Consider the following 25,393-nt stretch of genomic DNA (forward strand, 5'->3'; position numbering starts at 1 on the left):
CACAATTTTGTGAAAAAAGCGTATGTTCAGAATCATGACGAAGGCAATCTCGGTGTCCGGCCTCCGCAAGGCCTTCGGCCGGACCCACGCGTTGGCCGGTCTCGACCTCGACGTCGAGACCGGCGAGGTGCACGGATTCCTCGGCCCCAACGGCGCGGGCAAGTCCACGACCATCCGCGTCCTGCTCGGACTGCTCCGCGCCGACGGGGGTGGCGCGGAGCTGATGGGCCGGGACCCGTGGCGGGACGCGGTCGCCCTGCACCGCCGGATCGCGTACGTCCCCGGAGACGTCACGCTGTGGCGCAACCTCTCCGGCGGCGAGGTCATCGACCTCTACGGGCGGCTGCGCGGCGGTCTCGACCCGGCCCGCCGGGACAGCCTCCTGGAGCGGTTCGAACTGGACCCCACCAAGAAGGGCCGGACGTACTCCAAGGGCAACCGCCAGAAGGTCGCCCTGGTCGCCGCGTTCGCCTCCGACGTGGACCTGCTCATCCTGGACGAGCCGACCTCCGGGCTGGACCCGCTGATGGAGGAGGTCTTCCAGGACTGCGTCGAGGAGGAGCGCGACCGCGGCCGTACGGTGCTCCTCTCCAGCCACGTACTGTCCGAGGTCGAGGCGCTGTGCGACCGCGTCAGCATCATCCGCAAGGGCCGCACCGTCGAGTCCGGCTCCCTCGCCGACCTGCGGCACCTGACCCGCACGAGCGTCACCGCCGAACTGGCCGGCGCGCCCGACGGACTCTCCCGCCTCCCCGGCGTGCACGACCTCGACATCCAGGGCCACCGGGTCCGGCTCCAGGTGGACACCGACAAGCTGGACGCGGTGCTGCGCTCGCTCAGCCGGTCCGGCGTACGGAGCCTGACCAGCACGCCGCCCACCCTGGAAGAGCTGTTCCTGCGCCACTACCAGGACGACACCCGCACCGCCCGGGCCCCGGCGCCCGCCGCCTCCGCCGCCGGTCCCGAGAAGGCGACCCTGCGATGACCACCGTGGCGCTCCCCGCGGCCGCCCGTACCGGCGGCCGCCGCGACCTGGCCGGTACCGGCACCCTGCTGCGCCTGGCCCTGCGCCGGGACCGGCTGCTGATCCCCTCATGGGTACTGCTGCTCGGACTGACCGTCGTCAGCATGGGCGGCACCCTCGAAACGCTCTACGACACGCCCGCCAAGCGCGCGGAGGTGGCGGGCTCGATGACCGCCAACGGTTCGCTGCGCGCCATTTACGGTCCGGTGTTCGGCGACTCCCTCGGCGGCCTGACCGCCTGGCGCATCGGCGGCTTCGCCGCGCTGCTGGCCGGCGTGCTGAGCCTGCTGATCGTCGTGCGCCACACCCGCGAGGAGGAGGAGACCGGCCGCCAGGAACTCCTCTCCGCCGCCATGGTCGGCCGGCGGGCCCCGCTCACCGCGGCCCTGCTCGCCGCGCTCGTCGCCGACGCCGCGCTGGCCCTGCTCATCAGCGCCGGGCTGGCCGCCTCCGGTCAGCCCGCGGCCGGCTCGCTGGCCCTCGGTCTCGCCGTCGGCGGCACCGGCCTGGTCCTCGCGGGACTGGCGGCGATCACCGCGCAGCTCACCGAGAGCGCGCGGGCCGCCAAGGGCCTGGCCGGGGCGGCGTTGGGCACGGCCTTCGTCCTGCGGGCCGCGGGCGACGCCGGGACCGAGGACGCCTCCTCCCCGCTCACCTGGGCCTCGCCCGTCGGCTGGGCCGAGAACGTGCGCGCGTTCGCCGGTGAACGCTGGTGGGTGCTGCTGCTCTTCCTCGCCGGCACGGCCGGCACGGTCGGCGCCGCGTACCTGCTCACCGCGCGCCGCGACCTCGGCATGAGCTTCCTGGCCGCCCGACCTGGCCCGGCCCGGGCGCCCGCCTCCCTGAACGGCCCGTTCGGTCTGGCCTGGCGCCTCCAGCGGACCACCCTGCTCGGCTGGTCGGCCGGCTTCCTGCTCGCCGGCGCCGTCTTCGGCGGCATCACCGAAGGCGCGTCCGACCTGGTCGGCGGCAACGAGCAGACCCGCGAGATCTTCCGGCGGATGGGCGGGCAGCAGGGCCTGACCGACGCGTTCGTGGCCGCGCTGTCCGGGATGCTCGGCATGGTCGCGGCCCTCTTCGCGGCGGGCGCGGTGCTGCGGCTGCGCGGCGAGGAGACCGGCGGCCGGGCCGAGCCGGTGCTGGCGGGCGCGGTCGGACGGCTGCGCTGGGCCGCCGGGCACCTGGCCGTCGCCTTCCTCGGCACGGTCCTCATCCTGCTCCTGGGCGGCCTGGGCCTCGGCTTCACGTACGGCCTGACGATCGGCGACGCCGGCGGACGGCTCGGCCCCGCGGTGGGCGCGGCCCTGGCCCAGACCCCGGCGGTCTGGGCGGTCACCGGCCTCGCGGTCCTGCTCGTCGGCGCCCTGCCGAAGGCGTCGGCCGCCACCTGGGCCGTGGTCGGCGCCTGCCTGGGCATCGGCTGGGTGGGCGCGGCCGTCCAGCTCCCCCGGTGGGCGATGAACCTGTCGCCCTTCAGCCATCTCCCGAAACTGCCGGGCGGCGACGCCACGGCGGCCCCGTTCCTGTGGCTGCTCGCCCTGACGGCGGTATGCGTGGCGGCGGGGCTGGCCGCGCTGCGCCGCCGTGACGTCGGCTGACCCCGACCGGTTTCCCCTACGTGCGGCGCCGGAGCTGTAGCGGACTCCGGCGCCGTGCTTTCCCGTGCGCCGCCGACGCGCCGTACGGCGGGAGCGATCCCCGTCCGGGGGCGGCCGGGGCGGCCTGTGCGCTGCTCAGCCTGATCATGACGATGGTGCCCGGACTGCGCACCCCCGGCAGTGGAAATGCGGGCCAGGCCTATGGCGCCGCGGCGTCCTCCACTGCCGTACTGGTGCTTTTCCACATGGCGAGGACGTCGCGCCCAGGTCGCCGGCTTTCCGCGGATACCGGGAAGCGGCGCGCCGCATGCGCGCCGCATTGGACCCCGCTTCGCACGAACGGCGCTTCGCCGCCCTCGTCGACGAGGCGATGACCCAGGCGAACGCACAAGAACCGCACACGCCGAACCTGCGTTTGATCGAAGGTCAACACAACGAGCCATGAAACGCATACAGGCGAACCGGCCCACACCGAAAAGCAAAACTGCCGCAATTCGGCTCGCGCCGCCGCCTACCGCAAGGGTATTCCGGCCCGATGACAGCACTCGAAATCACTCGACGGTTGGGCGCCACCCCTCAGGAGCGCGGCAGCATGGGCAACGGCAGTTGTCCCGATCTCTTCGAACTGAGCGACGGACGCTTCGCCGTCATCGGAACCGACATGACGGCCGACCTGGTCGCGAGGCTGCCGGGCGACGCGAGCCGGGCCGACCACGAAAGGACCTTGGTGATCACCCGCGACACCCTGCTGCGGGCCAAGTCCGACATCGCACGGCTGTGATCCGGCGGCCCGGCCCGCCGCTCCTCACCCGCCCGGCGTGACCAGCCGGGCCTCGTACGCGAAGACCGCCGCCTGGGTGCGGTCGCGCAGTCCCAGTTTCACCAGAATCCGGCTGACGTGCGTCTTCACCGTCGACTCGGCCACGACCAGATGCTCGGCGATCTCACCGTTGGACAGGCCCTGGGCCACCAGCACCAGGACCTCGGTCTCCCGTTCGGTGAGATCGCCGACGCGTTCCTGGGTGGGCGCCCGCGGCGTATCGATCTTGGAGAACTCCGAGATCAGCCGCTTGGTGACGGTCGGCGCGAGCAGCGCCTCGCCGCCCGCCACGATCCGTACGCCCTCCGCGAGCTGCCCCGCCGAGGCGTCCTTGAGCAGGAAGCCGCTCGCCCCGGACCGCAGCGCCTGGTAGACGTACTCGTCGAGGTCGAAGGTGGTCAGCACCAGCACCTTGGCGTCCGCGTCGGCCGCGACGATCTCGCGGGTCGCCTCCAGCCCGTTCATCTCCGGCATCCGGATGTCCATCAGCACCACGTCGGGGTGGAGTTCCGCGACCTTGTCCACCGCCTGCCGGCCGTCCACGGCCTCGCCGACGACCTCGATGTCCGGCATCGCCCCCAGCAGCACCGAGAAGCCCTCCCGGACCATGACCTGGTCGTCCACGATCAGTACCCGGATCACGCCGTCTTCCCCTCCGCCGCGCCCGGCGTCGCCGATACGGGGATGAAGGCCGCGACCTCGAACCCGCCTTCGTCGGTATGGTCCGCCGTCATCTCGCCGCCCAGCATCTGCACCCGTTCCCGCATTCCCAGTACGCCGTGCCCGGCCCCCGGTGACGGTTTGGCCAGGCGGCTCGCCTTGCCGTTGACGATACGCAGTCCGAGGCCGCCGAGCACATACGAGATCTCCACCCGCGCCTCCGCGCCCGGCGCGTGCCGCAGGGTGTTGCTGAGCGCCTCCTGGACGATGCGGTACGCGGACAGCTCGACGCCCTGCGGCAGCGGCCGCGGCGAGCCGGTGATCACGGCCTCGACGATCAGTCCCGCCCCGCGCACGCTCTCCAACAGCGAATCGAGGCTGGCGAGGGTCGGCTGCGGCGCCTCCGGGTCGGCGTCGGCGAAGGCGTCCGGGTCCTCGGACCGTACGACGCCGAGGATGCGGCGCAGCTCGGTCAGCGCCGCCACCGCGTTCTCCCGGATGGTCGAGAAGGAGGTGGCCAGCTCGGGCGGGGTGTCCTTGACGCGGTACGGGGCGGCCTCGGCCTGGATGGCGATGACGGACATGTGGTGCGCGACCACGTCGTGCAGCTCGCGGGCGATCAGGGCGCGCTCCTCCAGCAGCGTGCGCCGCGAGCGCTCCTCGGCGGTGGCGGTCCGCGTCTCGACGACGTTGCGCCGCTCCTCGCGCCAGGCGCGGATGGCGGCGGCGGGAACCAGCGCGAACGCCGTCACCACCGCGAGCGCCGCCACGTCCGAGACCCGGTGGGGTACCAACAGCACCATCACACCGGTCGCGGCCATCGTGGTCAGCCACATCTCGGCGGCCAGCCGGGGCCGGGTACGCAACACGACCAGGACCATCACCGCGGTGTGGGTGGCGAAGCCGATCCCGTACCCCTCGGCGCCGGAGCCGGTGACGACGTAGGCGAGCATCGCGAGGCCGAGCGTTCCGCCGGACAGCCAGAACGCGCCGATCGGGCGGAACAGCGTCAGCGCGAGCGGCGCGGCGAGCAGGAAGCTGAAGGCCGCCGTGAAGACGAAGTCCAGCGGGCTGGAACGGGCCAGCACGCTCGAAATCCCGAGGAACACGACGGCCGCGACGGCCGCGAGCGCGAAGTGCGGTGCCCAGCGCAGATGGCGGCGCAGCCGCCCGGGGACCCACGACCACCCGGTCATGCGGGCGTCGTCCAGGGGCAGCATCGGGCGGAAGGCGAAGGCGTCCACGATCAGGTCCTGACGCAGCCGGTTCAGCGCGCCGCGGACGAGTCGGACTTCCGAGCGCAGGTCGTCGCGCTGCGAGTGGGTCGTCTGGTTCACGCACACCACGGTAAGCAGAGCGCGGCTCCCGGTCGTCCCCTCCTGAGCGGATCTGCGGCCGTCCTCCTCAAGTACTACGGAGGGTGGCGAGGAGGACGCGGAAGGCGGCGGTGCCGGGGGTGACGTGCGCGTAGTGCCCGGTTCCGGCCTGTTCGCGCAGCAGCGGCACGGTCCCGCCGGCGGCCGCCGCGGCCCGTACGTAGCGGCGGGACAGCTCGACGGGCACCTCGGCGTCGGCGGTGCCGTGCAGGACCGTCACGGACACCGTGCCCGGCGGCCACCGCACCGGGTCGGCCGCGGCGAGCCGGTCCGCCCACCCCGGCCCGGCGCCCAGGAACTCCGCCACCGCGCCGTCGCTCAGCCCGAGCTCATGGGCGCGCGCGAGATCGGCGACGGGCGCCACGGCGATGCTCCGCAGCAGCGCGTCCGGTCCGCGGCCGTCCGGGCGCGACGCTGCCAGGAGCAGCGCGAGGTGCCCGCCCGCCGAGTGCCCCACGGCCACCACGGGCCGCTCCACCGCGGCCGCCGCGGCCACCACGTCCTCGTACGTACGCGGCCAGCCGCCGCCCGCGCCCGCCCTGCGGTACTCGGCGAGGGCGACCGGCAGTCCGTGCCGGGCCAGTTCGGCGGCGAGCGGCGACAGGTGCGTACGGTCGTACGCGGCGCGCCAGAACCCGCCGTGCAGCAGCAGCACCACCGGCCCGTCGTTCCGCGGCCCGTACAGGTCGATCACCTGGTCCGGATGCGGCCCGTACGTCAGCGTCGCGTCGGGCGCCTCGGGGGCGAGGCCGAGCAGCGCCGTCTCCTCGTGCGCGGCGCCCGCACCGCTCACCCCACGACCTCGCCCAGCACCCGCGCGGCCCGCGCCACGTCCGCGAAGGACGTGTAGAGCGGCGTGAGGCCGAAGCGCAGCACGTCGGGGTGGCGGAAGTCGCCGATCACCCCGCGCCGGATCAGCTCCGTCATCACCTCACCCGCGTCCGCGCAGGCCAGCGCGATCTGGCTGCCCCGCAGCGGGTGCTCACGCGGGGTGACACAGCGCACCCGCCCCTCCGGTACGTACGTCGCCACGCACTCCAGGAAGAAGTCGCCGAGCGCGAGGCTCTTGGCCCGTACGGCCTCGACGCGCACGCCGTCCCAGACGTCCAGGGCCGCCTCCAGGGCGAGCAGGGACAGGATGTCGGGCGTGCCGACCCGGCCGCGGACGATGCCGTCGGCCGGGGCGTACGCGGTGTCCATGCCGAAGGGCACGGCGTGCGAGTTCCAGCCGGGCAGCGGGGAGTCGAACCGCGCCTGAAGCTCTTCACGCACGTACAGATACGCGGGCGAGCCCGGCCCGCCGTTCAGGTACTTGTACGTGCAGCCCACCGCGAGATCCACGCCGTGCGCGTCCAGCCGGACCGGCAGCGCGCCCGCGCTGTGGCACAGGTCCCACACCGCCAGCGCCCCGGCCTCGTGCAGCGCGGCGGTGATGCCGGGCAGGTCGTGGAGCCGGCCGGTGCGGTAGTCGACATGGTTGACCAGCGCGAGCGCGGTCCGGGGCCCCGCCTCGCCGGGTATCCGCGCGGCCGGCAGCGCACGCAGGGTGCAGCCCGTCATCCGCGCCGCGGACTCCGCGATGTACCCGTCGGTCGGGAAGGACGTCTCGTCGGCCAGGATCTCGTCCCGGCCCTCGCCCGCCATCCGTACGGCGCCGACCACCGCCTTGAAGACGTTGACGCTGGTCGAGTCACCGACCACCACCTGTCCCGGCGCGGCGCCCAGCAGCGGGGCGATGCGGTCGCCGACGCGTTCCGGCGCGGTCCACCAGCCCGACTCCTCCCAGGAACGGATGCGCAGCTCGCCCCACTCCCGGGTGATGACGTCGGCGACCCGCCCGGGCACGTGGCCGGGCAGGGCCCCCAGCGAGTTCCCGTCCAGGTACACGCAGTCGTCCAGCTCGAACTGCTCCCGTACGGCGCGGAGTTCGTCCCGTGCGTCCAGCACCGTGGCGCGCGCGGCCGGGTCAGACATGGCTGCGTGCCGTCCACAGCTCCGGAAAAACGTTCTTGCCCGCCCGTTTCTCCAGCCACGCCACACCCGCCGAACCGCCGGTCCCCATCTTGGCTCCCATCGCCCGCCGCGTCGCCACCAAATGATCGTTCCGCCAGCGCCACACCAGCTCCGCGACGTCCGTCAACGCCTCACCGAGCCGTACCAACTCACCGTCGCGCGGACCCGCGTAGATCTCGGCCCACACGGCCTCCACCCGCGCGTCCGGCTCGTACCGCGCCGTCACCTCACGCTCCAGCACCTCACCGGGGATCGCATGGCCCCGGCGCGCCAGCAGCCGCAGCACCTCGTCCCACAGACTCGGCTCGTGCAGCGCCTTCTCCAGCTCGGCGTACTCACGCGGCGCGCCACGATGCGGTATGAGCATCGACGCCGACTTCTCACCGAGCAGGAACTCCAGCCGCCGGTACATCGCGGACTGGAACCCCGACCCCTCCCCCAGCGCACCCCGGAACGCGTTGAACTGCGCCGGCGTCAGCCGGGCCAGGGGCTTCCACGCCGCGTTGAGCGCCTCCATCTGATACGTCGAACGCTCCAGCGCCTCCATCGCCACCGGCAGGTCGTCCCGGCGCAGCGCCTGCGCAGCGGTGTGCCACTCGTGCACGACGACGGTGAACCACAGCTCCATCACCTGCGTCGTCACCAGGAAGGCCAGCTCGCCCGGATCGTCGGACAGCGGATGCTGAAGGTGGGTGAGCACGTCCGCGTGGACGTAATCCTCGTACGGCGTCGTGTCCGAGCTGCCGATGCTCAGATCGGGCCGGCGGACGTCATCGGTCTCCGGCTGACGCTGCGGGGCGGACTGCTGCGACATGAGGAACTCCTCGATGCTGCTCGCTTCCGGGTAGCGGTCCGCTCCTTCCCGTCGGCAAACGGAGCCCCGGTCCCCTCGGACGCGGAATCTTCCGGCCCACTGGCATCATCCGTGCTCCACCGAAGGCACGCAAGAGGCCGCCGACCGCATGCCAAGGGCCGGTCGCGCATGCGCGACCGGCCCGCGATCCACTCCGGCCCGCAGCCGGAAGCGCAGCTCAGCGCCTTACGAGAGGGTGTCCGCCGCGGTCGGCGACGACTCCCGCAGGAACGTCGTGCAGCGCTCGTACTCCGCCTGCTCACCGATGGCCTGCGCGGCGCGGGCGAGCGCGTGCAGGGCGCGCAGGAAGCCGCGGTTCGGCTCGTGCTCGAACGGCACCGGCCCGTGGCCCTTCCACCCGGCCCGGCGCAGCGCGTCCAGGCCCCGGTGGTAGCCGGTACGGGCGTACGCGTACGACTCGACCGTACGTCCCGCCTGGAACGCGTCGTCCGCAAGCTGCGCCCAGGCCAGCGAGGAGGTCGGATACTTCGCCGCGACGTCCGTCGGCGCGGCACCCGAGGCGAGGAGCTCGCGGGGCTCGGGGTCGTCGGGGAGTTCGGTCGGGGGCGGTCCCCCGAGAAGGTTCTCGTGAATGGCCATGGGTACCAGTTTGCCAAGGTTCCCGGGGGGCAGCCGACGATGGCCTCAGGGGGCTGGGCCTTCTTCGCGGGTGCGCGCCCGTGGGGGTGGACGTTCGCGCTTCGCGCGAGGGGGGACTGCTGATGTCAGTGAGTGACCCCGATGGCGGGATGGCGCTCACGGCGCGGGCTCGGGGACATTCCGGCGCCTCCCCGCAGGCAGCCCGGCGCCAGGGTTCACGATGACCCTCACGTTGCCTCAAGGGTGCTGTGGGGGCACCCCCGGCCGGAGGCTGGGGGAGGGTGACCCCGGAAGGGCCCCGAGCCCCCACCCACCGGACCAAAAGCCGCACAACGCACCCCCCACCAGGCCCCCGCGCCGAAGGCGCAAGCGCACGGAGGCCCCGCGTTCAGGCTGAACGCGGGGCCTCGGCAACCCAGGGGGTTACTTGATCTTGGTGCCGGTGGAGCGGAGGTTGGCGCAGGCCTCGGTGATGCGCTTGGCCATGCCGGCCTCCGCGAGCTTGCCCCAGCTCCGCGGGTCGTAGGTCTTCTTGTTGCCGACGTCGCCGTCGACCTTCAGGACACCGTCGTAGTTGCGGAACATGTGGTCCGCGATCGGCCGGGTGAACGCGTACTGCGTGTCCGTGTCCAGGTTCATCTTCACGACGCCGTTCTCCAGCGCCGTGGCGATCTCCTCCGGCGTGGAGCCCGAGCCGCCGTGGAAGACGAAGTCGAACGGCGCGGACTTGCCGTACTTGGCGCCGACACCCTCCTGGAGGTCCTTGAGGAGCTCGGGACGGAGCACGACGTTGCCCGGCTTGTAGACGCCGTGCACGTTGCCGAACGAGGCGGCGAGCAGGTAGCGGCCCTTCTCGCCCAGACCCAGCGCCTCAGCGGTCCGCACCGCGTCGTCGACGGTGGTGTACAGCTCGTCGTTGATCTCGTGGGTGACGCCGTCCTCCTCGCCACCGGTCGGGGTGATCTCGACCTCAAGGATGATCTTCGCGGCGGCGGCCTGGGCCAGCAGCTCCTGCGCGACGGACAGGTTGTCGGCCAGGGTCTCGGCGGAGCCGTCCCACATGTGGGACTGGAACAGCGGGTTCTGGCCCTTGGCCACCCGCTGCTCGGAGACGGCCAGCAGCGGACGGACGTAGCCGTCCAGCTTGTCCTTGGGGCAGTGGTCGGTGTGCAGCGCGACGTTGATGTCGTACTTCTCGGCGACGATGTGCGCGAACTCCGCCAGCGCCACGGCGCCGGTCACCATGTCCTTGTTGTGCTGACCGCCCAGGAACTCCGCACCACCGGTGGAAATCTGGACGATGCCGTCGCTCTCGGCCTCGGCGAAACCACGCAGCGCTGCGTGCAGAGTCTGCGTCGAGGTCACGTTGATGGCCGGGTAGGCGAACTTGCCTGCCTTCGCCCGGTCCAGCATCTCGTTGTAGACCTCGGGAGTTGCGATGGGCATCTGTCCGCTCCTTGTGATGTGCGGGTGTGCGTTCTGGGCCCTGACCAGGGGGCGACGACATCGCCGTAGCTCATCTTCCCAGACTCGGCGGTTTGCTCCACATCCCGTACACGCCACCCGAACGCAGACGGGTGGCCGGTTTCACGTGAAACCCACCACCCGTTTGCGATAAGCGCTGGTCAGCGCCGGTCCGCCCGTCGAGGCCTAGGCGAGGCCGAGGTCCCCGAGCCGGTAACCGGTGAGGTACGGCAGCCCCGCGCCGGCGATGGCCGACTCCGCCCCGCGGTCGACGATCGTGGCGACCGCGACCACCTCCGCGCCCGCCTCCCGCGCCGCCTCGACGGCGGTCAGCGGCGAGCCGCCGGTGGTGGAGGTGTCCTCGACCACCAGAACCCGGCGGCCCTTGATGTCCGGCCCCTCGATCCGCCGCTGCATCCCGTGGGTCTTCTGCGCCTTGCGCACGACGAACGCGTCCAGCCGGCGGCCGCGCGCCGCGGCCGCGTGCAGCATGGAGGACGCGACCGGGTCGGCACCGAGCGTGAGCCCGCCGACCGCGTCGTAGTCCAGGTCGGCGGTGATGTCCAGCATCAACTGGCCGACGAGGGGCGCGGCCGCACCGTCGAGGGTGATCCGGCGCAGGTCGATGTAGTAATCGGCCTCCTTGCCGGAGGAGAGCGTCACCTTGCCGTGCACCACGGCCTTGTCCTTGATCTGCCGCAGCAGATCGCCGCGTACGTCGTCAGTCATGCGCACGAGCTTAGAGCGTCTGCCGGGGCCGGGACGGACGCCGGTGGCCGGGGGCCGCCGGTGGTCAGGACAGGACGCGCCAGGCCCAGGTGGTCGAGATTTCCAGCGGCTCGATCGGGGTGACCAGGCGCGGCGTCGTGTTGAGGCCGTTCGGCGGGCCGGACTGCGGCTCCACGCAGACCGCCTCCTCCTGCTCGTCGTAGACCACCACCCACTCGGCGCCGCTGGTGACCTTCAGCTCCAGGCGGCCCGGCCAGGTGAGGGTGACGTCCACACCGTCCGGCATGCCGAAGCAGTCGTCCCAGGGGCCGGGCTTCGGGTCGGTCCGCCGTCCGGTGGGCAGGTGGTTCTCGCCCCGCTCCTCCTGCCACGCGGCGGTGAAGTCGATCCGGACGTCCTCGCCGCGCCGCCCTTCCCCGTCCAGGCTGCGCAGGAACCACGGGTGCCAGCCGGCCTGCGCGGGGAAGGAGTCGGCGCTCGCCTCGACGCCCATGGTCAGGGTGAGGGAGCTGCCGTCCTCGGCCAGCTCGACCAGTTGGGTGACCCGGCCCGGGTACGGCCAAGGGGCGGCGGCCGGGTCGAGGAGGTCGTAGGTGAACACGGCGCTGGTGGCGTCCGTACGTGCCGTCGTCCAGGCGACGTTGCGGCCGGTGCCGTGGATGGCGTGCGGCGGGGAGTTGAGCGGCATCTGGTGCACCTCGCCGCCGTTGCGGAAGCGCCCGTTCTCGATGCGGCCGCACCACGGCACCATCGGGAAGGAGCCGTACTTGGCACCTTGCCGCAGCAGTTCCGTCCCGCCGATCCGCAGGCCGGCGACCCGGCATCCGTTGGCCGGGTCCACGGTCACTTCGGCGTCGCCGGCGGCCAGCCGTACCCGGCCCTGTGCGGCGTTTCGCGTGTCGTTGTCACTCACGGTCCGACCCTAACGGGGAGCCGGGGCGGTACGGCGGTGCGGCAGGCGGGTTGTCGCCGGCGGCCCGGACGGGCCCGGTGCGGACCGGAGCCGCCCGGTCAGCGGCGCCGCCGCAGCACCCGGCCCACCACGACCGCCGACGCGAGCGCGAGGGCCGCGGCCGGTGCCGCCCAGCGCAGAGTGGCGGAGGTGGTCGCCGACTGCGGGGCGGGCACGGGCGCGTACCGGCCGCGCGGCGGCGCGTGGTCGACTTCCTCGGCGCTGCGCCCGATCATCGTGCGCCGCGCGTGCGCGGCTTCGGCGGGCGGGGTGCCGTCCTGGTCGTCGGCGTCGGCGAGCGGGTCGAGCGACGGCGGCGGTACCTCGGAGTCGAAGGCGGGCGCGGTGGTGGGGGGCGTGGCCGGGGCGCCGCTGTCCTGGGGCTCCGGCGGGTTGTCGGCGAGGTCCGCCGCAAGGTTGGCGGCGAAGCGGTCCAGGACGCGGCGTCCGGCGGACTCGGCCGCCTGGTCGGTGGCGTCCGCGAGGCGGCCCGTGCTGATGACCGTGCCGGCGCACCGGAGGACCGTGGAGGCGGAGTCGTCGGGCGCGGCGGCGAGCCGCACGGTGAGGGACAGCTCGGCGGAGCCGTCACCCCGCGACTCGATGCCGCTGGCTTCGACCGTGACCGTGTCGGCACCGCGGCCGGTGACGGTGAGCGTGCCGCGGTAGGTGATGGTGGAACTCCCGATGCGCAGCCGCAGCCGCCCGCCGGGGGTGCCGGGGTCCGCGTCGGCGTCGAGTTGGCATCCGGGGATGCAGCGCGCCACGCGCTCCGGCTCGGTCAGCGCCTGCCGTACGGCCTCGACGGGAAACGGAACGTACACCTCGTGCTCCATGGCATGGGAGCCTACCCAGCCCTCCCGGCCCACGTGTCCGGCCCGGCACCATTTTCTCCCTCGGAGGGACGCGGGCGGGGGCGGGAGCCCGGAGTAGCACGCCCCCGGGCGTCGGACCGGCGGGCTGAGCGGTCTCAGTCCAGGTAGCGCGGGTGCATCAGCGTCGACGGGGGCAGGCCGGGGACGCGGGTGAGGGAGCGGGCCGCTCTCTGGAGGGTGACGGGGGTCAGGGAGCGCAGCGCGGGGGTGTCCGGGGAGAGGGTCAGGCGGGGTGTGTGGCGGGCCGCGAGAAGGAGGCCCCAGCCGCAGGCGGGGCCCGGGCGGTGGGCAGCGGGGCGGGCCGTTCCGCAGGAGCGTTCCGGCGCGCCGGTGCGGGGCGTGGGGCGGCCGGAGATGCGGTACGGGACGGTGCGCAGGCCGGCGGCCCGTACGGTCGCGTCAACCGTCCAGAACGTGCGGGGACGGGTCGCGGGCTCCCCGGCGTGCACCGCCAGCCGGCCGCCCTCGGCCAGCGCGCGGGCGGCGAGGCCGTAGAACTCCTGTGAGTAGAGCTTGGTGCTGGCGGTGCTCACCGGGTCGGGGAGGTCAGCGATGATCACGTCGTACGGTCCGCCGTTCCGGGGCGCGCCGCCGCCCCGCCGCAGCCACTCGAACACATCGCCCGCGACCACCCGTACGCGTGGGTCGTCCAGCGCGTGCCCGTTGAGCGTGGACAGCCCCGGGTCCGTACGGGCCAGGTGTGCCACGCCCGGGTCGAGTTCGACGATCGTCACGGCCGTGACGCCGGGGTGGCGCAGCACCTCGCGGGCGGCGAGACCGTCGCCGCCTCCGAGCACCAGGACCCGGCGGTGCGGGCCGCCGGCCATGGCCGGGTGCACCAGCCCTTCGTGGTACGGGGGGTCGTCGTCCGCGCTGGCCCGCAGCCGCCCGTCCAGGTAGAGCCCGAGCGGGCCGCCGGTCTTCCCGGCCGCGGCACCGTGCGTCCCGGCCCTCGGTGTGGGCCGCCCCTGCCGAGCCGGGCCCGTGCCGCCGGTGATCACGACTTCCTGGATGCCGGTACGGACCGCGACCCGCGCCGCCGTCCCGTACACCGCGTCCCGCGCGGCCCGTTCGAAGGGGGCGACCAGTACCGTCCCGGCCGCAAGCAGTGTCAGCGCCAGCACGTTCGTGCCGATCAGCGCCCAGCGGGCCCGTACGGACAGGTCGTTGCGGAAGAGCCAGAGCACCAGTCCGCCGCCGGCCACCGCGTTGACCGAACCGGTGAGCAGGGCGCCGGAGACCTGGCCCAGCACCGGCAGCAGCAGGAAGGGAAAGGCCAGTCCGCCGACCAGGGCGCCCACGTAGTCGGCCGCGAACAGGTCCGCCACCGCGCCTCCGGCGTCCTGGCGGCGGACCCGCTGGATGAGTGTCATCAGCAGGGGCACCTCGGCGCCGATGAGCATGCCGATGGCCAGCGAGAAGGCGACCAGGGCGGAGCGGGACTGGCCGAACCAGGCGTAGCAGGCGTAGAGCGCCATCACGGAGAAGCCGCCGACGAGCGCGAGGACCGCCTCCAGCGCCCCGAAGCCGACGGCCGCCCGGCAGCGCAGCCGCTTGGCGAGCAGCGATCCGACGCCCATGGCGAAAACCATGACGGACAGCACGACGGAGGCCTGGGTGACCGAGTCGCCGGTCAGGTAGGAGGCGAGGGCGACCAGTTCGAGTTCGTACACGAGGCCGCAGGCGGCGCAGACGAAGACCGTGGCCAGGACGAGCAGCCGGCCGAGCCCGGCGGGTACGGGCAGTGGCGCCTGGCTCCCCGCCTCGGGCGGCACGGGGGAACCGCGGTGGACTGGAGCAGGCGGGTCGATCATGTCGTGCAACGCTACGTGACCGCCGGATGGCCCTATGTCACCCACACGAGCGTAGTGAGCGTCCCACACGGGCGACTTGGAGCACTACGGGCACGCCCCCCGGCCCGCGAGCCAGTAAGGGCGCCCACGCGGGTCGCCACCCACAGCGGGGCGCGTCGCCGCTGTTCAGAGCGCTGCCGCCATCCGGACGCCCACCCGCGTACGGGTCGCGACCAGCCGCCCCTCCTGCGGGTAGGCGTGCCAGGTGCGCCAGCGCACCTGTCCGTCCTCGCGCTGCGCCAGCATCGCGGTGAACGCGTGCGGTGAGCCCGGGAACGTTCCGGCAAGGCCGAGGGGATGTTCGGCGACCAGGGCGAGCAGTTCCTGGGCGCGTCCGGCGAACGAGCCCTGCGAGAGCGTCTCGACATGGGCCGCGAATTCGTACTCCCAGTCGCCGATGCGTTTCGCCACGCCCAGGGGGAGCGGGGTGCTGCTGCCGGGTATGCAGGCGACGGTTTCGGAGCAGGTGCCGCGTTCCTCCTCCAGGAGCACCTGATGGGAAGCTCCGAGCAGCCGCAACTGCACGTGGGCGTCGGCGAGTTGGAGGTCCAGCACGGCGAGGGCCGGCAGCGGCTCCCTGCCGAGTGCCCAGGCCAGGTCACAGGCGCGGGTATCGGTGTAGGGCGTTTTCAGGGTCGTGAGCATGGGTCGGCTCCGCAAGCACGCAGTGGATGGTGGGCCGGCCTGCCCCGGAGACGGGATCAGGGTTACGACTGTCTGCCGGCTCGTGCCCACGTGGGGTCCGAGAACTGGGATTCTCTAGGGAGAGGGAATCATGAAACGAGCGGGGCCCACAGCGTTTTTACCCATCTTCGCCGGGTTTCCATCCCCCAGAGGGCCACTCAGTTCAGTTGTTCAACAACCCACCCCTCAGCGGGCGTTGACCCTGCTGAACGCATATGCGGGCCGGTATGGGCCGCCTGCATGTGTACGGGGCAGCAACGCTGCCGTGGCCGCCCCGCGAACGAAACCCCGCACCTTTCAGGAGCTGCCTCCGCCGCAGCCGCCACCGCCGCCGCAGGACGAGGACGAGTGGTGCCCGCCGCCACCGCCGCCGCAGGAGAGCGAGCCGCCGCAGGAGTTGCCGTGGTGGTGGTGTCCGCCGCCCACGCCCGGGTCACCGGCCACCCACCAGCCGGCGCCGTCCCGCCGGCGCTTGCCGAGGCTGTGGCAGCCGCCCCCGTCGCGGCTCCGCGCCGCCGTGGCCACCAGGGTCGCGACCACCACACAGATCACGAGAAAGACCACAAAACCCATCACTGCCCCACACTCCTTTCCGTCCCCCGAAGCGAGGCACCCGCTCCGCCCGCCGCCGGGTCCCCCGGCCCGGCCGAAGCGCTGTCGTACTGACCGTTTGTGTCCCTGGATCCCTCTCCGGTCCGCGCTGATCCACTCCGGATCCGGCGTCCCCTTTCGGGCCGGCCGGTTCCGTGCGTGGCATCGGTGCGGGGCTCATGCCCGGGCCCCGGCGGCCGCAAAGCACAGTTGAGGAAGTCCAGAGGTTCGGCGGAGGATGGCGGGCATGTCACGACCGCTGCTCAACCGCCGCCTCGCCGAGTTCGGTACGACGATCTTCGCCGAGATGTCCGCCCTCGCCGTACGCACCGGATCGATCAACCTGGGACAGGGCTTCCCCGACACCGACGGGCCGGAGGAGGTCAGGGAGGCGGCGGTCCGCGCGCTGCGCGACGGCCGCGGCAACCAGTACCCGCCGGGCCCCGGCATCCCCGAACTGCGCGCCGCCGTCGCCGCGCACCAGCACCGCTTCTACGGCCACCTCGGCGTCGCGTACGACCCCGACACCGAGGTCCTGGTCACCGCGGGCGCCACCGAGGCCATCGCCGCCTCGCTGCTCGCCCTCCTGGAGCCCGGCGACGAAGTGATCGCGCTGGAGCCGTACTACGACTCCTACGCGGCCTGCATCGCGATGGCGGGCGGCACCCGCGTCCCGGTGACGCTGCGCCCGTCCGCCGAGGACGGCACGTACACCCTCGACCTCGACGAGCTGCGCGACGCCATCACCGACCGCACCCGCCTCATCCTCCTCAACACCCCCCACAACCCCACCGGCACCGTCCTCGACCGCGCCGAACTCACCGAGATCGCCCGCCTCGCCTGCGAACGCGACCTGCTGGTCATCACCGACGAGGTGTACGAGCACCTCGTCTACGAGGGCGAGCACATCCCGCTGGCGTCCCTGCCGGGCATGCGCGAGCGCACCGTCACCATCGGCTCGGCCGGCAAGACCTTCTCCTTCACCGGCTGGAAGGTCGGCTGGGTGACCGCGAGCCCGGAGCTGACCGGTGCCGTCCGCTCCGCCAAGCAGTTCCTCACGTACGTCTCCGCCGGACCGTTCCAGTACGCGGTCGCCGAGGCGCTGGCCCTGCCCGACAGCTACTTCACCGGTCTGCGGGACGAACTGCGGACCAAGCGCGACCTGCTGGCCGACGGCCTCGCCGCCGCCGGATTCCGGGTCTTCCGCCCGTCCGGCACATACTTCGTCACCACCGACATCCGCCCCCTCGGCGAGAAGGACGGTTTCGCCTTCTGCCGCGCCCTCCCGGAGCGCGCCGGCGTCGTGGCCATCCCCAACGCCGTCTTCTACGACCACCAGGACCAGGGCGCCCCATACGTGCGCTTCGCCTTCTGCAAGCAGGAAAAGGTCCTCCAGGAGGCGGTCGACCGCCTCCGTGGCCTCTGACCGGGCGGCCCGGGCCCCGCGCCCCTGTGCACCACCCGGTCGGCCTACAGCCGGGCCACAGGGGTCGCGAGGCGGGCGGGCGGCGCCGAGAGTCGTGGTGTCGGGGTGCGCCGGGCCGCCGAGAGCGCGGCGTGTGGCCGCCGCGCGCCGTACCGGAGGTGTTTCGTGTCCGCCGAGACCGTCGACACCACAGCCGCCGCGGCGGTACGGCCAGGATCCGTACGCGTCCACGTCCGGGCCGCCCTGCGCCGCGCGGCACCCGCCCTCGCGCTGTTCGCGGCCATCCGCTGCGCGGGGGTGCTGTGCACGGCGCTCTGGGCGTGGCACACGGGCCGCCACCCCCGCACGCTGCTCGGCGCCACCTGGGACTCCAACTGGTACCTGAGTGTGGCCCGGTACGGGTACGGCTCCCCGACGCCCCACCACATGTGGCCGCCCGACCCCCTCGCCGACCTGGCCTTCTTCCCCCTGTACCCCGGGCTGATCCGCGCCGTGTCCGCCGCCGTGCCGATCGGCGCGCTCAACGCCGGGCTGCTGCTCGCCTGGACGGCCGCCGCCGTGGCCGCCTGGGGCATCTTCGCGGTCGGCGCACATCTGTACGGACGGCGCGCCGGCACCTTCCTGGTGGTGCTGTGGGCCCTGCTGCCGCACGCCGTCATCGAGTCGCTGAGCTATACGGAACCGCTGCTCACCGCGCTGGCCGCGTGGGCACTGTACGCGCTGCTCACCGACCGCCCGCTGTGGGCCGGCGGCCTGGCGGTGGCGGCCGGTCTGGCCCGGCCGAACGGCCTCGCGGTCGCCGCGGCGGTCATGGCGGCGGCAGCCGCACGGACCTGGTGGCGCGGGCGCGACCGGGGCGGCCCCGGGCCCCGTCCCCGGCGCCCCCGCTGGCCCTACTGGGCCGCGGCCCTGATCGCCCCCGCCGGATGGCTCGGTTACGTCCTGTGGGTGGGGGCGCGCACCGGCGCCGGACCGCGCGGCTACTTCCGGGTACAGGAGGTCTGGGGCTCGCGTTTCGACTTCGGCCGGGACACCCTGCGGTCCGTGAAGCGGCTGTTCCTGCACAACGAGCCGCTGGCGCAGCACATGGCCGCCGCGGTCGTCGCCGTGGCGGTCCTGCTCCTGGTCCTGCTGGTGCTGGACCGGCCGCCCCTGCCGCTGCTCGTCTACACCGCGGTCCTGGTGGCCGTGGCGCTGGGCGGCACCGGCTACTTCCCCTCCAAGCCGCGGTTCCTGCTGCCGGCCTTCCCGCTGCTCGTACCGGTGGCGGTCGCGCTGGCCCGCGCCCGGCCACGCTCGGTGGTCCTGGCGACCGGCTCGCTGGCCGTGCTCTCCCTCGGGTACGGCGTGTATCTGCTGGCCATGGCGCCGCTGCCGCTGTGAGCCGCGGCCGCCCCAAGACGACCACGGGCCCCGGAGCACATCGCTCCGGGGCCCGCGAGACCCGTGGTCACGGGAAGGCTCACGCCTCCGCGTCACCCGGCTTCTCGTCGTCTTCACCCTCGATGTCGGCCTCCAGGCCGAGCTGCTCGACGATCCACTTGTCGAACTCGATCGACGCGCGGACCCAGCTCACCGTGCTGGACACGAAGTGCTCCAGAGCGACGCCGGTGCCGATCAGCATCGACGCCTCGCCGATCAGCCGGACCGTACCGTCGTCATGGGTGTGGGTGTAGGCCTTGGGCCACAGCGTCCGGCGGTTCCAGTCGTCGAGCGCCTCCAGCAGCTTCGGCTTGTCGTCGATGCCGTGCGGGCGGTCGTAGAACGTGCGGACGGAGAAGATCTGCTGCTCCTCCTCGCCGCGGAACATGAAGTACGTGCGGAACTGCTCCCACGGGGCGGCGAGGTCACCCTCGTCGTCGACTACGTACTTCAGCTCCATCTGGTCGAGGAGCTGCTTGACCAGTTCCTGGTCGGGCAGGACGGGACCATCAGGCCCCGACGGCTGCGGTTCGGGCTGGCCCCCGAAATTCGGGATCGAGGACGGGTCGATGCTCACCGTGGAATTCCCTTCGTATGGTCCCCGCCATCCTCCCCCATCCCGGCCCCGTCATGGCAAGCCCGCCGCCGTCTCTCCGCTGTGGGCCAAAAAGCCGACGGGCAGGACGGCGGCGGGACACCTCGTGCGACGGTCCGGAGGCCGGCGGTCCGGTGCGGCTCACCGTACGGGACCGACCACCAGCGACCTGCCGTCCTCGGCCACATCCACCCGTACCGTGTCGCCGTCCAGCACCTCGCCCCCCAGGATCGCCTTGGCGAGCTGGTCGCCGATGGCCGTCTGGACCAGGCGGCGCAGCGGGCGCGCCCCGTAGGACAGGTCCGGCGCGGACTGCGACCGGTCGGCGGCCGGTTCCTGGCCGAGCCAGGCCAGCCAGGTCAGGGCGCGGTCGGTGACGTCCAGCGTCAGCCTGCGGTCGGCGAGCCGGCGCTGGAGGTGGTCGAGCTGGATGCCCGCGATCCGCTGGAGCTGGTCGGTGCCGAGCGGGTGGAAGACCACCAGGTCGTCCAGCCGGTTGAGGAACTCGGGCCGGAACGACGCCCGTACCGTCTCCAGGACCTTCTCCCGCTTTTGGTCCTCCTTCAGCAGCGGGTCCATCAGGAAGGTGGAGCCCAGGTTGGAGGTCAGGATCAGGATCGTGTTGCGGAAGTCCACCGTGCGGCCCTGGCCGTCGGTGAGCCGGCCGTCGTCGAGGACCTGGAGCAGCACGTCGAAGACCTCGTGGTGGGCCTTCTCCACCTCATCCAGCAGGACGACCGAGTACGGGCGGCGGCGGACCGCCTCGGTGAGCTGGCCGCCCTCCTCGTAACCGACGTAGCCGGGCGGGGCGCCGACCAGCCGGGCCACGCTGTGCTTCTCGCCGTACTCGCTCATGTCGATGCGGACCATTGCCCGCTCGTCGTCGAAGAGGAAGTCGGCGAGCGCCTTGGCCAGTTCGGTCTTGCCGACGCCGGTCGGGCCGAGGAAGAGGAACGAGCCGGTGGGACGGTCCGGGTCGGCGATGCCGGCGCGGGTGCGGCGCACCGCGTCCGAGACCGCCCGGACGGCCTCGGTCTGGCCGATCAGCCGCTTGCCCAGCTCGTCCTCCATACGCAGCAGCTTCTGCGTCTCGCCCTCCAGCAGGCGCCCGGCCGGGATGCCGGTCCAGGAGCCGACCACGTCCGCGATGTCGTCCGGGCCGACCTCCTCCTTGACCATGGAGGACTTGGTGTCCTGGGACGCCTCCTGCTCGGCCTCGGCCGCGGCGGCCTCCTCCAGTTCCCGCTCCAGGCCCGGGATCTCCCCGTACAACAGCTTGGAGGCGGTGTCGAAGTCGCCGTCGCGCTGGGCGCGCTCGGCCTGGCCGCGCAGCTCGTCCAGCTTCTCCTTCAGCTCACCGAGGCGGTTGAGGCCCTGCTTCTCCTTCTCCCAGCGGGCGGTCAGGCCGCGCAGCTCCTCCTCCTTGTCGGCGAGGTCCTTGCGCAGCTTCTCCAGGCGCTGCACGGAGCCGGCGTCGGTCTCGTTCTTGAGCGCCAGCTCCTCCATGCGCAGCCGGTCGACGGAGCGCTGGAGTTCGTCGATCTCCACGGGCGAGGAGTCGATCTCCATACGGAGGCGGGAGGCCGCCTCGTCGACCAGGTCGATGGCCTTGTCCGGCAGGAAGCGGGAGGTGATGTAGCGGTCGGAGAGGGTGGCGGCGGCGACCAGCGCGGAGTCGGCGATCTGCACCTTGTGGTGCGCCTCGTAGCGGCCCTTGAGCCCGCGCAGGATCGCGACCGTGTCCTCGACGGTCGGCTCGGCGACCAGCACCTGCTGGAAGCGGCGCTCCAGCGCCGGGTCCTTCTCGATGCGCTCGCGGTACTCGTCCAGGGTCGTGGCGCCGACCATGCGCAGCTCGCCGCGGGCCAGCATCGGCTTGAGCATGTTGCCCGCGTCCATGGCGGAGTCGCCGCCGGCGCCGGTGCCGACGACCGTGTGCAGCTCGTCGATGAACGTGATGATCTGGCCGTCGCTGGACTTGATCTCCGCCAGGACGGTCTTGAGCCGCTCCTCGAACTCGCCGCGGTACTTCGCGCCCGCGACCATCGCGCCCAGGTCCAGGGCCACCAGCCGCTTGTCGCGCAGCGACTCGGGGACGTCGCCCTTCACTATCCGCTGCGCCAGCCCCTCGACGACCGCGGTCTTGCCGACGCCGGGCTCGCCGATGAGCACCGGGTTGTTCTTCGTACGCCGTGAGAGGACCTGCACCACACGGCGGATCTCCTGGTCACGGCCGATGACCGGGTCCAGTCGGCCCTCGCGCGCGGCCGCCGTGAAGTCCGTACCGAACTTCTCCAGCGCCTTGTACGTGCCCTCCGGGTCCGGGGTGGTCACCCGGCGGCCGCCGCGGCTGTCCTCGAAGGCGCTCAGCAGCTTCTTGGCCGTGGCGCCCTGCTCCGTCAGCAGTTCGCCGGCGCGGCCGCCCTTCGCGGCGATGCCGATGAGCAGGTGCTCGGTGGAGATGAACTCGTCGCCCAGCTCCTTGGCGCGCTGCGCCGCGTCGGCGATGACGGCCAGCGTGTCGCGGTCGGGCTGCGGCGGCGCGACCGTGGAACCCTGCACGCTGGGCTGTCCGGCGAGCTGGCGCTCGGCGCCGGAGCGCAGCGCGGCGGCGTCCGCCCCGACGGCGGCCAGCAGGTCGGTGATGTTCTCGTTGTCCCCGCCGGCGAGGAGGGCGAGCAGCAGATGCGCGGGGGTCATGTCCGCGTGTCCCGCGGTCACCGCCCGCTCGTTGGCGGCGCTCAGCGCCTCGCGGCTCTTGTTGGTCAGCTCGGCGTCCACTCGCGCGCTCCTCCTTGGGCTCGGGTGTGTGATCGGTGCCGTGGTCCGGCAGTGGAACCTGCTCAGCTCAACGTCCGATAAGTTGAGTCTATTCCACTCAAGGCCGTTCCGGGGACTCCACGGCGTCTTCCGGCCCTCCTACGGGTGCACCGGGTGGCACGGTCCATGCCCGGGCCTCGCCGCCGCGGCGCCGGCCGGCCGCCGCGCGGGTACGCTCCGGACCGGCGTACGGCCGCCGCCGCGGCCCGGCCGATCCCGCCCGACCTGCCTCCGTCGTCCCGGTCCGGGCCGTCCGCCGCCGTGGCGGGACCGCCCGCCGTTCTGCGCGTTTCATCAGGGCGGATGGCGGTTCCATGGCGTCTTCACGCCTCCTCCACGCCACCTTCGCCGGCCCTTCGCGGTCCCTCCGCACGGCATCCCCACAGGTTCCCCAATTACTCTTCCGGTCATGGCCCACGACCTGGACGACCTCAGCCCCGAGTACCTCGCCTTCTGGAGCGAGCACCTCCTGTGCACGCTGACCACCCTGCGCCCCGACGGCACGCCGCACGTCGTCCCGGTCGGTGTCACCTTCGACGCGAACCAGCGCATCGCCCGGGTGATCACCCGTAAGGACAGCAGCAAGGTCGGCCATGTCCTCGCGGGCGGCCCGGACGGCGCCCGGGTCGCGGTGTGCCAGATGCAGGGCAGGCGGTGGGCCACCCTGGAGGGCGTCGCCCGGATCCGTACGGACGCGGACGTGGTGGCGGACGCGGTACGGCGCTACGCCGAGCGGTACGGCCGCACTCCGACCCCCAAGCCGGACCGGGTGATGATCGAGATCACCGTCACCAAGGCGCTGGGCCGGGCGTAACCACGGGGGCCATGCGTGCGGATACGCCTCGCCGCCCGGCACCGCCCCTGCGCCGCGCCGGTCGCGCGGCGGTATCGTCACCCCCACACCCGCCACGTCCCGGGGGGCACGATGAACTCGGTCCGAGTGACGGCGATCGCCTGCCTCATGCCGCTGTCGGGGCTGGACGACGACCCGTTCCTGGTGGACGACCACAGCCAGCACGCGATGTGTACGCAGTGGGCGCAGGCCCGCGACTACGACCTGACCTGCCGGCTGAGCGTGCACCGGCTCCGCGCCGACCACACCGCGCTGTGGCAGGACGTGGCGGCCGGCCTGGTCGACGTGTTCGTCGCCCCCGGCCGCCGTGCCCTGGAGAGCGCGATCGCCTCGGCCGACGACTTCACCGTCCGGTGCGCCGCCGCCGGCGTCCGGCTGGAGATCGCCGACTACGACGAGCCGGTCTACACGTCCACCATGAAGTCCCATGTGCACCGCCGCCTGTCCATGCCGACGGCCGGCTACAACGGCTGCTGAACGAGCGGCAGGGGCCGGGGTGCGTGTGCACCCCGGCCCCTGCCAGCAGACGATGGCGGCCTACTCGGACCGCTTCTTCGGACGCCACACGACCAGCGCACCGGCCTGCTGCACGTCCTGATACGGGACCAGGTCGCGGCGGTACGAGGCGTGCACGGCCGCCTCCCGCTGCTGGATGGCGGCGGCCGCGCCCTCGACCGCGTGCTGCAGCTCGGCGACCCGCTGGCGCAGGGCCGCGACCTGATTCTCCAGTTCGATGATGCGCTTGATGCCGGCGAGGTTGATGCCCTCGTCCTGCGACAACCGCTGCACTTCCCGGAGCAGATCGATGTCCCGGGCCGAATAGCGCCGGCCGCGCCCCGCCGTACGGTCGGGCGAGACCAGCCCCAGGCGGTCGTACTGACGCAGGGTCTGCGGATGCAGACCCGAGAGCTGAGCCGCGACGGAAATGACGTACACCGGCGACTCTTCGGTCAGTTCGTACGGGTTCCGACGCCCGCCCCGGCCATCCATCCGACTCAAGCTCCCTTCGCGGCCTGGAACAGCTCCGCCCGCGGGTCCTCGCCCGCGGTCGCCTCGCGGTAGGACTCCAACGACTCCCGTGCGGCGTCGCCGAGATCCTTGGGGACGCTCACCTCGACGGTGACCAGCAGGTCGCCGCGGGTGCCGTCCTTGCGCGACGCGCCCTTGCCGCGCACGCGCATCGTACGTCCGTTGGGCGTCCCGGCCGGGAGCTTGAGCGTCACCGGCGGGCCGCCGAGGGTCGGCACCCGCACCTCGCCGCCCAGCGCCGCCTCCGGGAAGGTGACCGGGACGGTGACGGTCAGGTTGTCACCCTTGCGCCCGAAGACCGGGTGGGCCTCGACGTGCACGACGACGTACAGATCGCCGTTCGGCCCGCCGCGCTCGCCCGGGGTGCCCTTGCCGCGCAGCCGGATGCGCTGCCCGTCGGAGACACCCGCCGGGATGCGCACCTGCATCGTGCGCGAACTGGTCGCCCGGCCGCTGCCCTTGCAGACATCGCACGGGTTCTCCGCGATCAGGCCGCGGCCCTTGCAGTCCACGCACGGGTCGGTGAGCGAGAAACCGCCACCACCGCCGCGGCTGACCTGACCGGTGCCGACACAGGTCGGGCACACGCGCGGCGTGCCGTTCTTGTCGCCGGTGCCGGAGCACGTCTTGCAGGGCGCCTGGCTGGACATCCGCAGCGGGACCGTGGCCCCGTCCGCCGCCTCGGTGAAGCTGAGCGTCACCTCGGACTCGATGTCCTGACCGCGGCGCGGCTGCGTACGCGTGCCGCCACCACGGTTGAACAGGCCGCCGAAGACGTCACCGAGCCCGCCGCCGAAGCCGCCGCCCGCCGTGCCGCCCTGCGCGCCGCCTCCGAAGAGGTCGCCCAGGTCGAAGTTGAACGATCCGCCACCGGCGCCACCGGGGCCGGCGCGGAAGCCGCCGTTGCCGAACAGCGCCCGCGCCTCGTCGTACTCCTTGCGGCGCTTGGGGTCACCGAGGATGTCGTTGGCCTCGGAGATCTCCTTGAAACGCTCCTCGGCCTTGGCGTCCCCCTTGTTGGCGTCCGGGTGGAACTCCCGGGCCAGCTTGCGGTACGCCTTCTTGATCTCCGCCTCGGTGGCGTCCTTCGGGACGCCGAGGACCTTGTAGTAGTCCTTCTCCACGAAGTCCTTGGTGTTCATCCCCGACGTCCCTC

At 72.8% G+C, this 25,393-nt stretch carries 25 protein-coding genes; 8 read left to right on the forward strand and 17 right to left on the reverse strand.

The window, feature by feature from the left end:
* Nucleotides 1-34: 34 nt before the first annotated feature.
* From ACH4EB_RS08045 to ACH4EB_RS08060, 4 genes are all read left to right on the forward strand, one after another.
* Entirely contained in the window at nucleotides 35-985 is a 951-nt protein-coding gene (locus ACH4EB_RS08045) for an ATP-binding cassette domain-containing protein (RefSeq protein WP_398346543.1), read from the forward strand.
* A complete protein-coding gene (locus ACH4EB_RS08050) occupies nucleotides 982-2,622 on the forward strand; it encodes an ABC transporter permease (protein WP_398346544.1) in 1,641 nt (546 codons plus the stop codon). The genes ACH4EB_RS08045 and ACH4EB_RS08050 overlap by 4 nt, the downstream gene beginning before the upstream one ends.
* A gap of 64 nt (nucleotides 2,623-2,686) precedes the next feature.
* On the forward strand, nucleotides 2,687-3,067 hold the full coding sequence (locus tag ACH4EB_RS08055) for a DUF6082 family protein (protein ID WP_398346545.1): 381 nt from the start codon (nucleotides 2,687-2,689) through the stop codon (nucleotides 3,065-3,067).
* 90 nt (nucleotides 3,068-3,157) lie between these two features.
* Nucleotides 3,158-3,403, forward strand: coding sequence for a hypothetical protein (locus ACH4EB_RS08060; RefSeq protein ID WP_398346546.1), 246 nt, complete (start codon nucleotides 3,158-3,160; stop codon nucleotides 3,401-3,403).
* 24 nt (nucleotides 3,404-3,427) lie between these two features.
* Here the strand turns inward: ACH4EB_RS08060 and ACH4EB_RS08065 are convergent, their stop codons facing one another.
* The 13 genes from ACH4EB_RS08065 to ACH4EB_RS08125 all read right to left on the reverse strand — a co-directional run bounded on the left by ACH4EB_RS08065 (nucleotide 3,428) and on the right by ACH4EB_RS08125 (nucleotide 16,074).
* A complete protein-coding gene (locus ACH4EB_RS08065) occupies nucleotides 3,428-4,051 on the reverse strand; it encodes a response regulator (protein WP_398347046.1) in 624 nt (207 codons plus the stop codon).
* Nucleotides 4,052-4,080: 29 nt separating this feature from the next.
* Nucleotides 4,081-5,439 (reverse strand): sensor histidine kinase, encoded by a 1,359-nt coding sequence (locus tag ACH4EB_RS08070; protein ID WP_398346547.1) that lies wholly within the window; start codon nucleotides 5,437-5,439, stop codon nucleotides 4,081-4,083.
* 67 nt (nucleotides 5,440-5,506) lie between these two features.
* Nucleotides 5,507-6,271, reverse strand: a complete 765-nt coding sequence (locus ACH4EB_RS08075; RefSeq protein WP_398346548.1) for an alpha/beta hydrolase family protein — start codon at nucleotides 6,269-6,271, stop codon at nucleotides 5,507-5,509.
* A complete protein-coding gene (gene kynU / locus ACH4EB_RS08080) occupies nucleotides 6,268-7,452 on the reverse strand; it encodes a kynureninase (protein WP_398346549.1) in 1,185 nt (394 codons plus the stop codon). Before kynU ends, ACH4EB_RS08075 begins: the two co-directional genes overlap by 4 nt.
* Nucleotides 7,445-8,305: a tryptophan 2,3-dioxygenase family protein gene (locus ACH4EB_RS08085; RefSeq protein WP_398346550.1), complete on the reverse strand. Its 861-nt coding sequence runs from the start codon at nucleotides 8,303-8,305 to the stop codon at nucleotides 7,445-7,447. The genes kynU and ACH4EB_RS08085 overlap by 8 nt, the downstream gene beginning before the upstream one ends.
* A 225-nt stretch (nucleotides 8,306-8,530) precedes the next feature.
* Complete coding sequence (locus ACH4EB_RS08090) at nucleotides 8,531-8,944, reverse strand: DUF3151 domain-containing protein (protein ID WP_398346551.1); 414 nt, start codon at nucleotides 8,942-8,944, stop codon at nucleotides 8,531-8,533.
* Nucleotides 8,945-9,367: 423 nt separating this feature from the next.
* On the reverse strand, nucleotides 9,368-10,390 hold the full coding sequence (gene fbaA, locus ACH4EB_RS08095) for a class II fructose-bisphosphate aldolase (protein WP_398346552.1): 1,023 nt from the start codon (nucleotides 10,388-10,390) through the stop codon (nucleotides 9,368-9,370).
* A 204-nt stretch (nucleotides 10,391-10,594) separates the two neighbouring features.
* Nucleotides 10,595-11,137: an orotate phosphoribosyltransferase gene (gene pyrE / locus ACH4EB_RS08100; RefSeq protein ID WP_398346553.1), complete on the reverse strand. Its 543-nt coding sequence runs from the start codon at nucleotides 11,135-11,137 to the stop codon at nucleotides 10,595-10,597.
* Nucleotides 11,138-11,201: 64 nt separating this feature from the next.
* On the reverse strand, nucleotides 11,202-12,050 hold the full coding sequence (locus tag ACH4EB_RS08105; RefSeq protein ID WP_398346554.1) for an aldose 1-epimerase: 849 nt from the start codon (nucleotides 12,048-12,050) through the stop codon (nucleotides 11,202-11,204).
* Nucleotides 12,051-12,148: 98 nt separating this feature from the next.
* Nucleotides 12,149-12,925: an SRPBCC domain-containing protein gene (locus tag ACH4EB_RS08110; RefSeq protein WP_398346555.1), complete on the reverse strand. Its 777-nt coding sequence runs from the start codon at nucleotides 12,923-12,925 to the stop codon at nucleotides 12,149-12,151.
* 134 nt (nucleotides 12,926-13,059) lie between these two features.
* Nucleotides 13,060-14,778 carry a polyamine aminopropyltransferase gene (locus ACH4EB_RS08115; RefSeq protein WP_398346556.1) on the reverse strand — a complete coding sequence of 573 codons (1,719 nt, stop codon included), beginning with the start codon at nucleotides 14,776-14,778 and terminating at the stop codon, nucleotides 13,060-13,062.
* Between the two features lie 165 nt (nucleotides 14,779-14,943).
* Nucleotides 14,944-15,462, reverse strand: coding sequence for a DUF2617 family protein (locus ACH4EB_RS08120; RefSeq protein ID WP_398346557.1), 519 nt, complete (start codon nucleotides 15,460-15,462; stop codon nucleotides 14,944-14,946).
* A gap of 336 nt (nucleotides 15,463-15,798) precedes the next feature.
* Complete coding sequence (locus ACH4EB_RS08125) at nucleotides 15,799-16,074, reverse strand: hypothetical protein (protein WP_398346558.1); 276 nt, start codon at nucleotides 16,072-16,074, stop codon at nucleotides 15,799-15,801.
* Between the two features lie 265 nt (nucleotides 16,075-16,339).
* Between ACH4EB_RS08125 and ACH4EB_RS08130 the strand changes: the two genes are divergently transcribed.
* Together ACH4EB_RS08130 and ACH4EB_RS08135 are read left to right on the forward strand one after the other, a co-directional pair.
* Nucleotides 16,340-17,518, forward strand: coding sequence for a pyridoxal phosphate-dependent aminotransferase (locus ACH4EB_RS08130; protein ID WP_398346559.1), 1,179 nt, complete (start codon nucleotides 16,340-16,342; stop codon nucleotides 17,516-17,518).
* A gap of 165 nt (nucleotides 17,519-17,683) precedes the next feature.
* Nucleotides 17,684-18,901, forward strand: a complete 1,218-nt coding sequence (locus tag ACH4EB_RS08135; protein ID WP_398346560.1) for a hypothetical protein — start codon at nucleotides 17,684-17,686, stop codon at nucleotides 18,899-18,901.
* Between the two features lie 79 nt (nucleotides 18,902-18,980).
* On the opposite strand, the gene ACH4EB_RS08140 is transcribed toward ACH4EB_RS08135, so the two are convergent.
* A complete protein-coding gene (locus tag ACH4EB_RS08140) occupies nucleotides 18,981-19,517 on the reverse strand; it encodes a YbjN domain-containing protein (protein WP_398346561.1) in 537 nt (178 codons plus the stop codon).
* Between the two features lie 159 nt (nucleotides 19,518-19,676).
* The gene (gene clpB / locus ACH4EB_RS08145; protein ID WP_398346562.1) at nucleotides 19,677-22,316 is read right to left on the reverse strand and encodes an ATP-dependent chaperone ClpB; all 2,640 of its coding nucleotides are present in this window, start codon (nucleotides 22,314-22,316) and stop codon (nucleotides 19,677-19,679) included.
* 448 nt (nucleotides 22,317-22,764) lie between these two features.
* Between clpB and ACH4EB_RS08150 the strand changes: the two genes are divergently transcribed.
* Entirely contained in the window at nucleotides 22,765-23,169 is a 405-nt protein-coding gene (locus ACH4EB_RS08150) for a TIGR03618 family F420-dependent PPOX class oxidoreductase (protein ID WP_398346563.1), read from the forward strand.
* A 111-nt stretch (nucleotides 23,170-23,280) separates the two neighbouring features.
* Entirely contained in the window at nucleotides 23,281-23,685 is a 405-nt protein-coding gene (locus ACH4EB_RS08155; RefSeq protein ID WP_398346564.1) for a hypothetical protein, read from the forward strand.
* A gap of 60 nt (nucleotides 23,686-23,745) precedes the next feature.
* Here the strand turns inward: ACH4EB_RS08155 and ACH4EB_RS08160 are convergent, their stop codons facing one another.
* Entirely contained in the window at nucleotides 23,746-24,198 is a 453-nt protein-coding gene (locus ACH4EB_RS08160) for a heat shock protein transcriptional repressor HspR (RefSeq protein ID WP_398346565.1), read from the reverse strand.
* Between the two features lie 5 nt (nucleotides 24,199-24,203).
* Nucleotides 24,204-25,379 (reverse strand): molecular chaperone DnaJ, encoded by a 1,176-nt coding sequence (dnaJ, locus tag ACH4EB_RS08165; RefSeq protein ID WP_398346566.1) that lies wholly within the window; start codon nucleotides 25,377-25,379, stop codon nucleotides 24,204-24,206.
* Between the last annotated feature and the right edge of the window lie 14 nt (nucleotides 25,380-25,393).

Source organism: Streptomyces sp. NPDC018045, assembly GCF_044327445.1.
Lineage (GTDB): Bacteria > Actinomycetota > Actinomycetes > Streptomycetales > Streptomycetaceae > Streptomyces.

What these genes read in the sequence shown, in the direction of transcription:
- ACH4EB_RS08120 (WP_398346557.1), bottom strand. Translation starts at nt 15,462, where the DNA reads ATGCTCACGACCCTGAAAACGCCCTACACCGATACCCGCGCCTGTGAC.
- ACH4EB_RS08065 (WP_398347046.1), bottom strand. Translation starts at nt 4,051, where the DNA reads ATGGTCCGGGAGGGCTTCTCGGTGCTGCTGGGGGCGATGCCGGACATC.
- fbaA (WP_398346552.1), bottom strand. Translation starts at nt 10,390, where the DNA reads ATGCCCATCGCAACTCCCGAGGTCTACAACGAGATGCTGGACCGGGCG.
- ACH4EB_RS08050 (WP_398346544.1), top strand. Translation starts at nt 982, where the DNA reads ATGACCACCGTGGCGCTCCCCGCGGCCGCCCGTACCGGCGGCCGCCGC.
- dnaJ (WP_398346566.1), bottom strand. Translation starts at nt 25,379, where the DNA reads ATGAACACCAAGGACTTCGTGGAGAAGGACTACTACAAGGTCCTCGGC.
- pyrE (WP_398346553.1), bottom strand. Translation starts at nt 11,137, where the DNA reads ATGACTGACGACGTACGCGGCGATCTGCTGCGGCAGATCAAGGACAAG.
- kynU (WP_398346549.1), bottom strand. Translation starts at nt 7,452, where the DNA reads ATGTCTGACCCGGCCGCGCGCGCCACGGTGCTGGACGCACGGGACGAA.
- ACH4EB_RS08085 (WP_398346550.1), bottom strand. Translation starts at nt 8,305, where the DNA reads ATGTCGCAGCAGTCCGCCCCGCAGCGTCAGCCGGAGACCGATGACGTC.
- ACH4EB_RS08115 (WP_398346556.1), bottom strand. Translation starts at nt 14,778, where the DNA reads ATGATCGACCCGCCTGCTCCAGTCCACCGCGGTTCCCCCGTGCCGCCC.
- ACH4EB_RS08130 (WP_398346559.1), top strand. Translation starts at nt 16,340, where the DNA reads ATGTCACGACCGCTGCTCAACCGCCGCCTCGCCGAGTTCGGTACGACG.
- ACH4EB_RS08150 (WP_398346563.1), top strand. Translation starts at nt 22,765, where the DNA reads ATGGCCCACGACCTGGACGACCTCAGCCCCGAGTACCTCGCCTTCTGG.
- ACH4EB_RS08060 (WP_398346546.1), top strand. Translation starts at nt 3,158, where the DNA reads ATGACAGCACTCGAAATCACTCGACGGTTGGGCGCCACCCCTCAGGAG.
- ACH4EB_RS08090 (WP_398346551.1), bottom strand. Translation starts at nt 8,944, where the DNA reads ATGGCCATTCACGAGAACCTTCTCGGGGGACCGCCCCCGACCGAACTC.
- ACH4EB_RS08045 (WP_398346543.1), top strand. Translation starts at nt 35, where the DNA reads ATGACGAAGGCAATCTCGGTGTCCGGCCTCCGCAAGGCCTTCGGCCGG.
- ACH4EB_RS08160 (WP_398346565.1), bottom strand. Translation starts at nt 24,198, where the DNA reads ATGGATGGCCGGGGCGGGCGTCGGAACCCGTACGAACTGACCGAAGAG.
- ACH4EB_RS08110 (WP_398346555.1), bottom strand. Translation starts at nt 12,925, where the DNA reads ATGGAGCACGAGGTGTACGTTCCGTTTCCCGTCGAGGCCGTACGGCAG.
- ACH4EB_RS08155 (WP_398346564.1), top strand. Translation starts at nt 23,281, where the DNA reads ATGAACTCGGTCCGAGTGACGGCGATCGCCTGCCTCATGCCGCTGTCG.
- ACH4EB_RS08125 (WP_398346558.1), bottom strand. Translation starts at nt 16,074, where the DNA reads ATGGGTTTTGTGGTCTTTCTCGTGATCTGTGTGGTGGTCGCGACCCTG.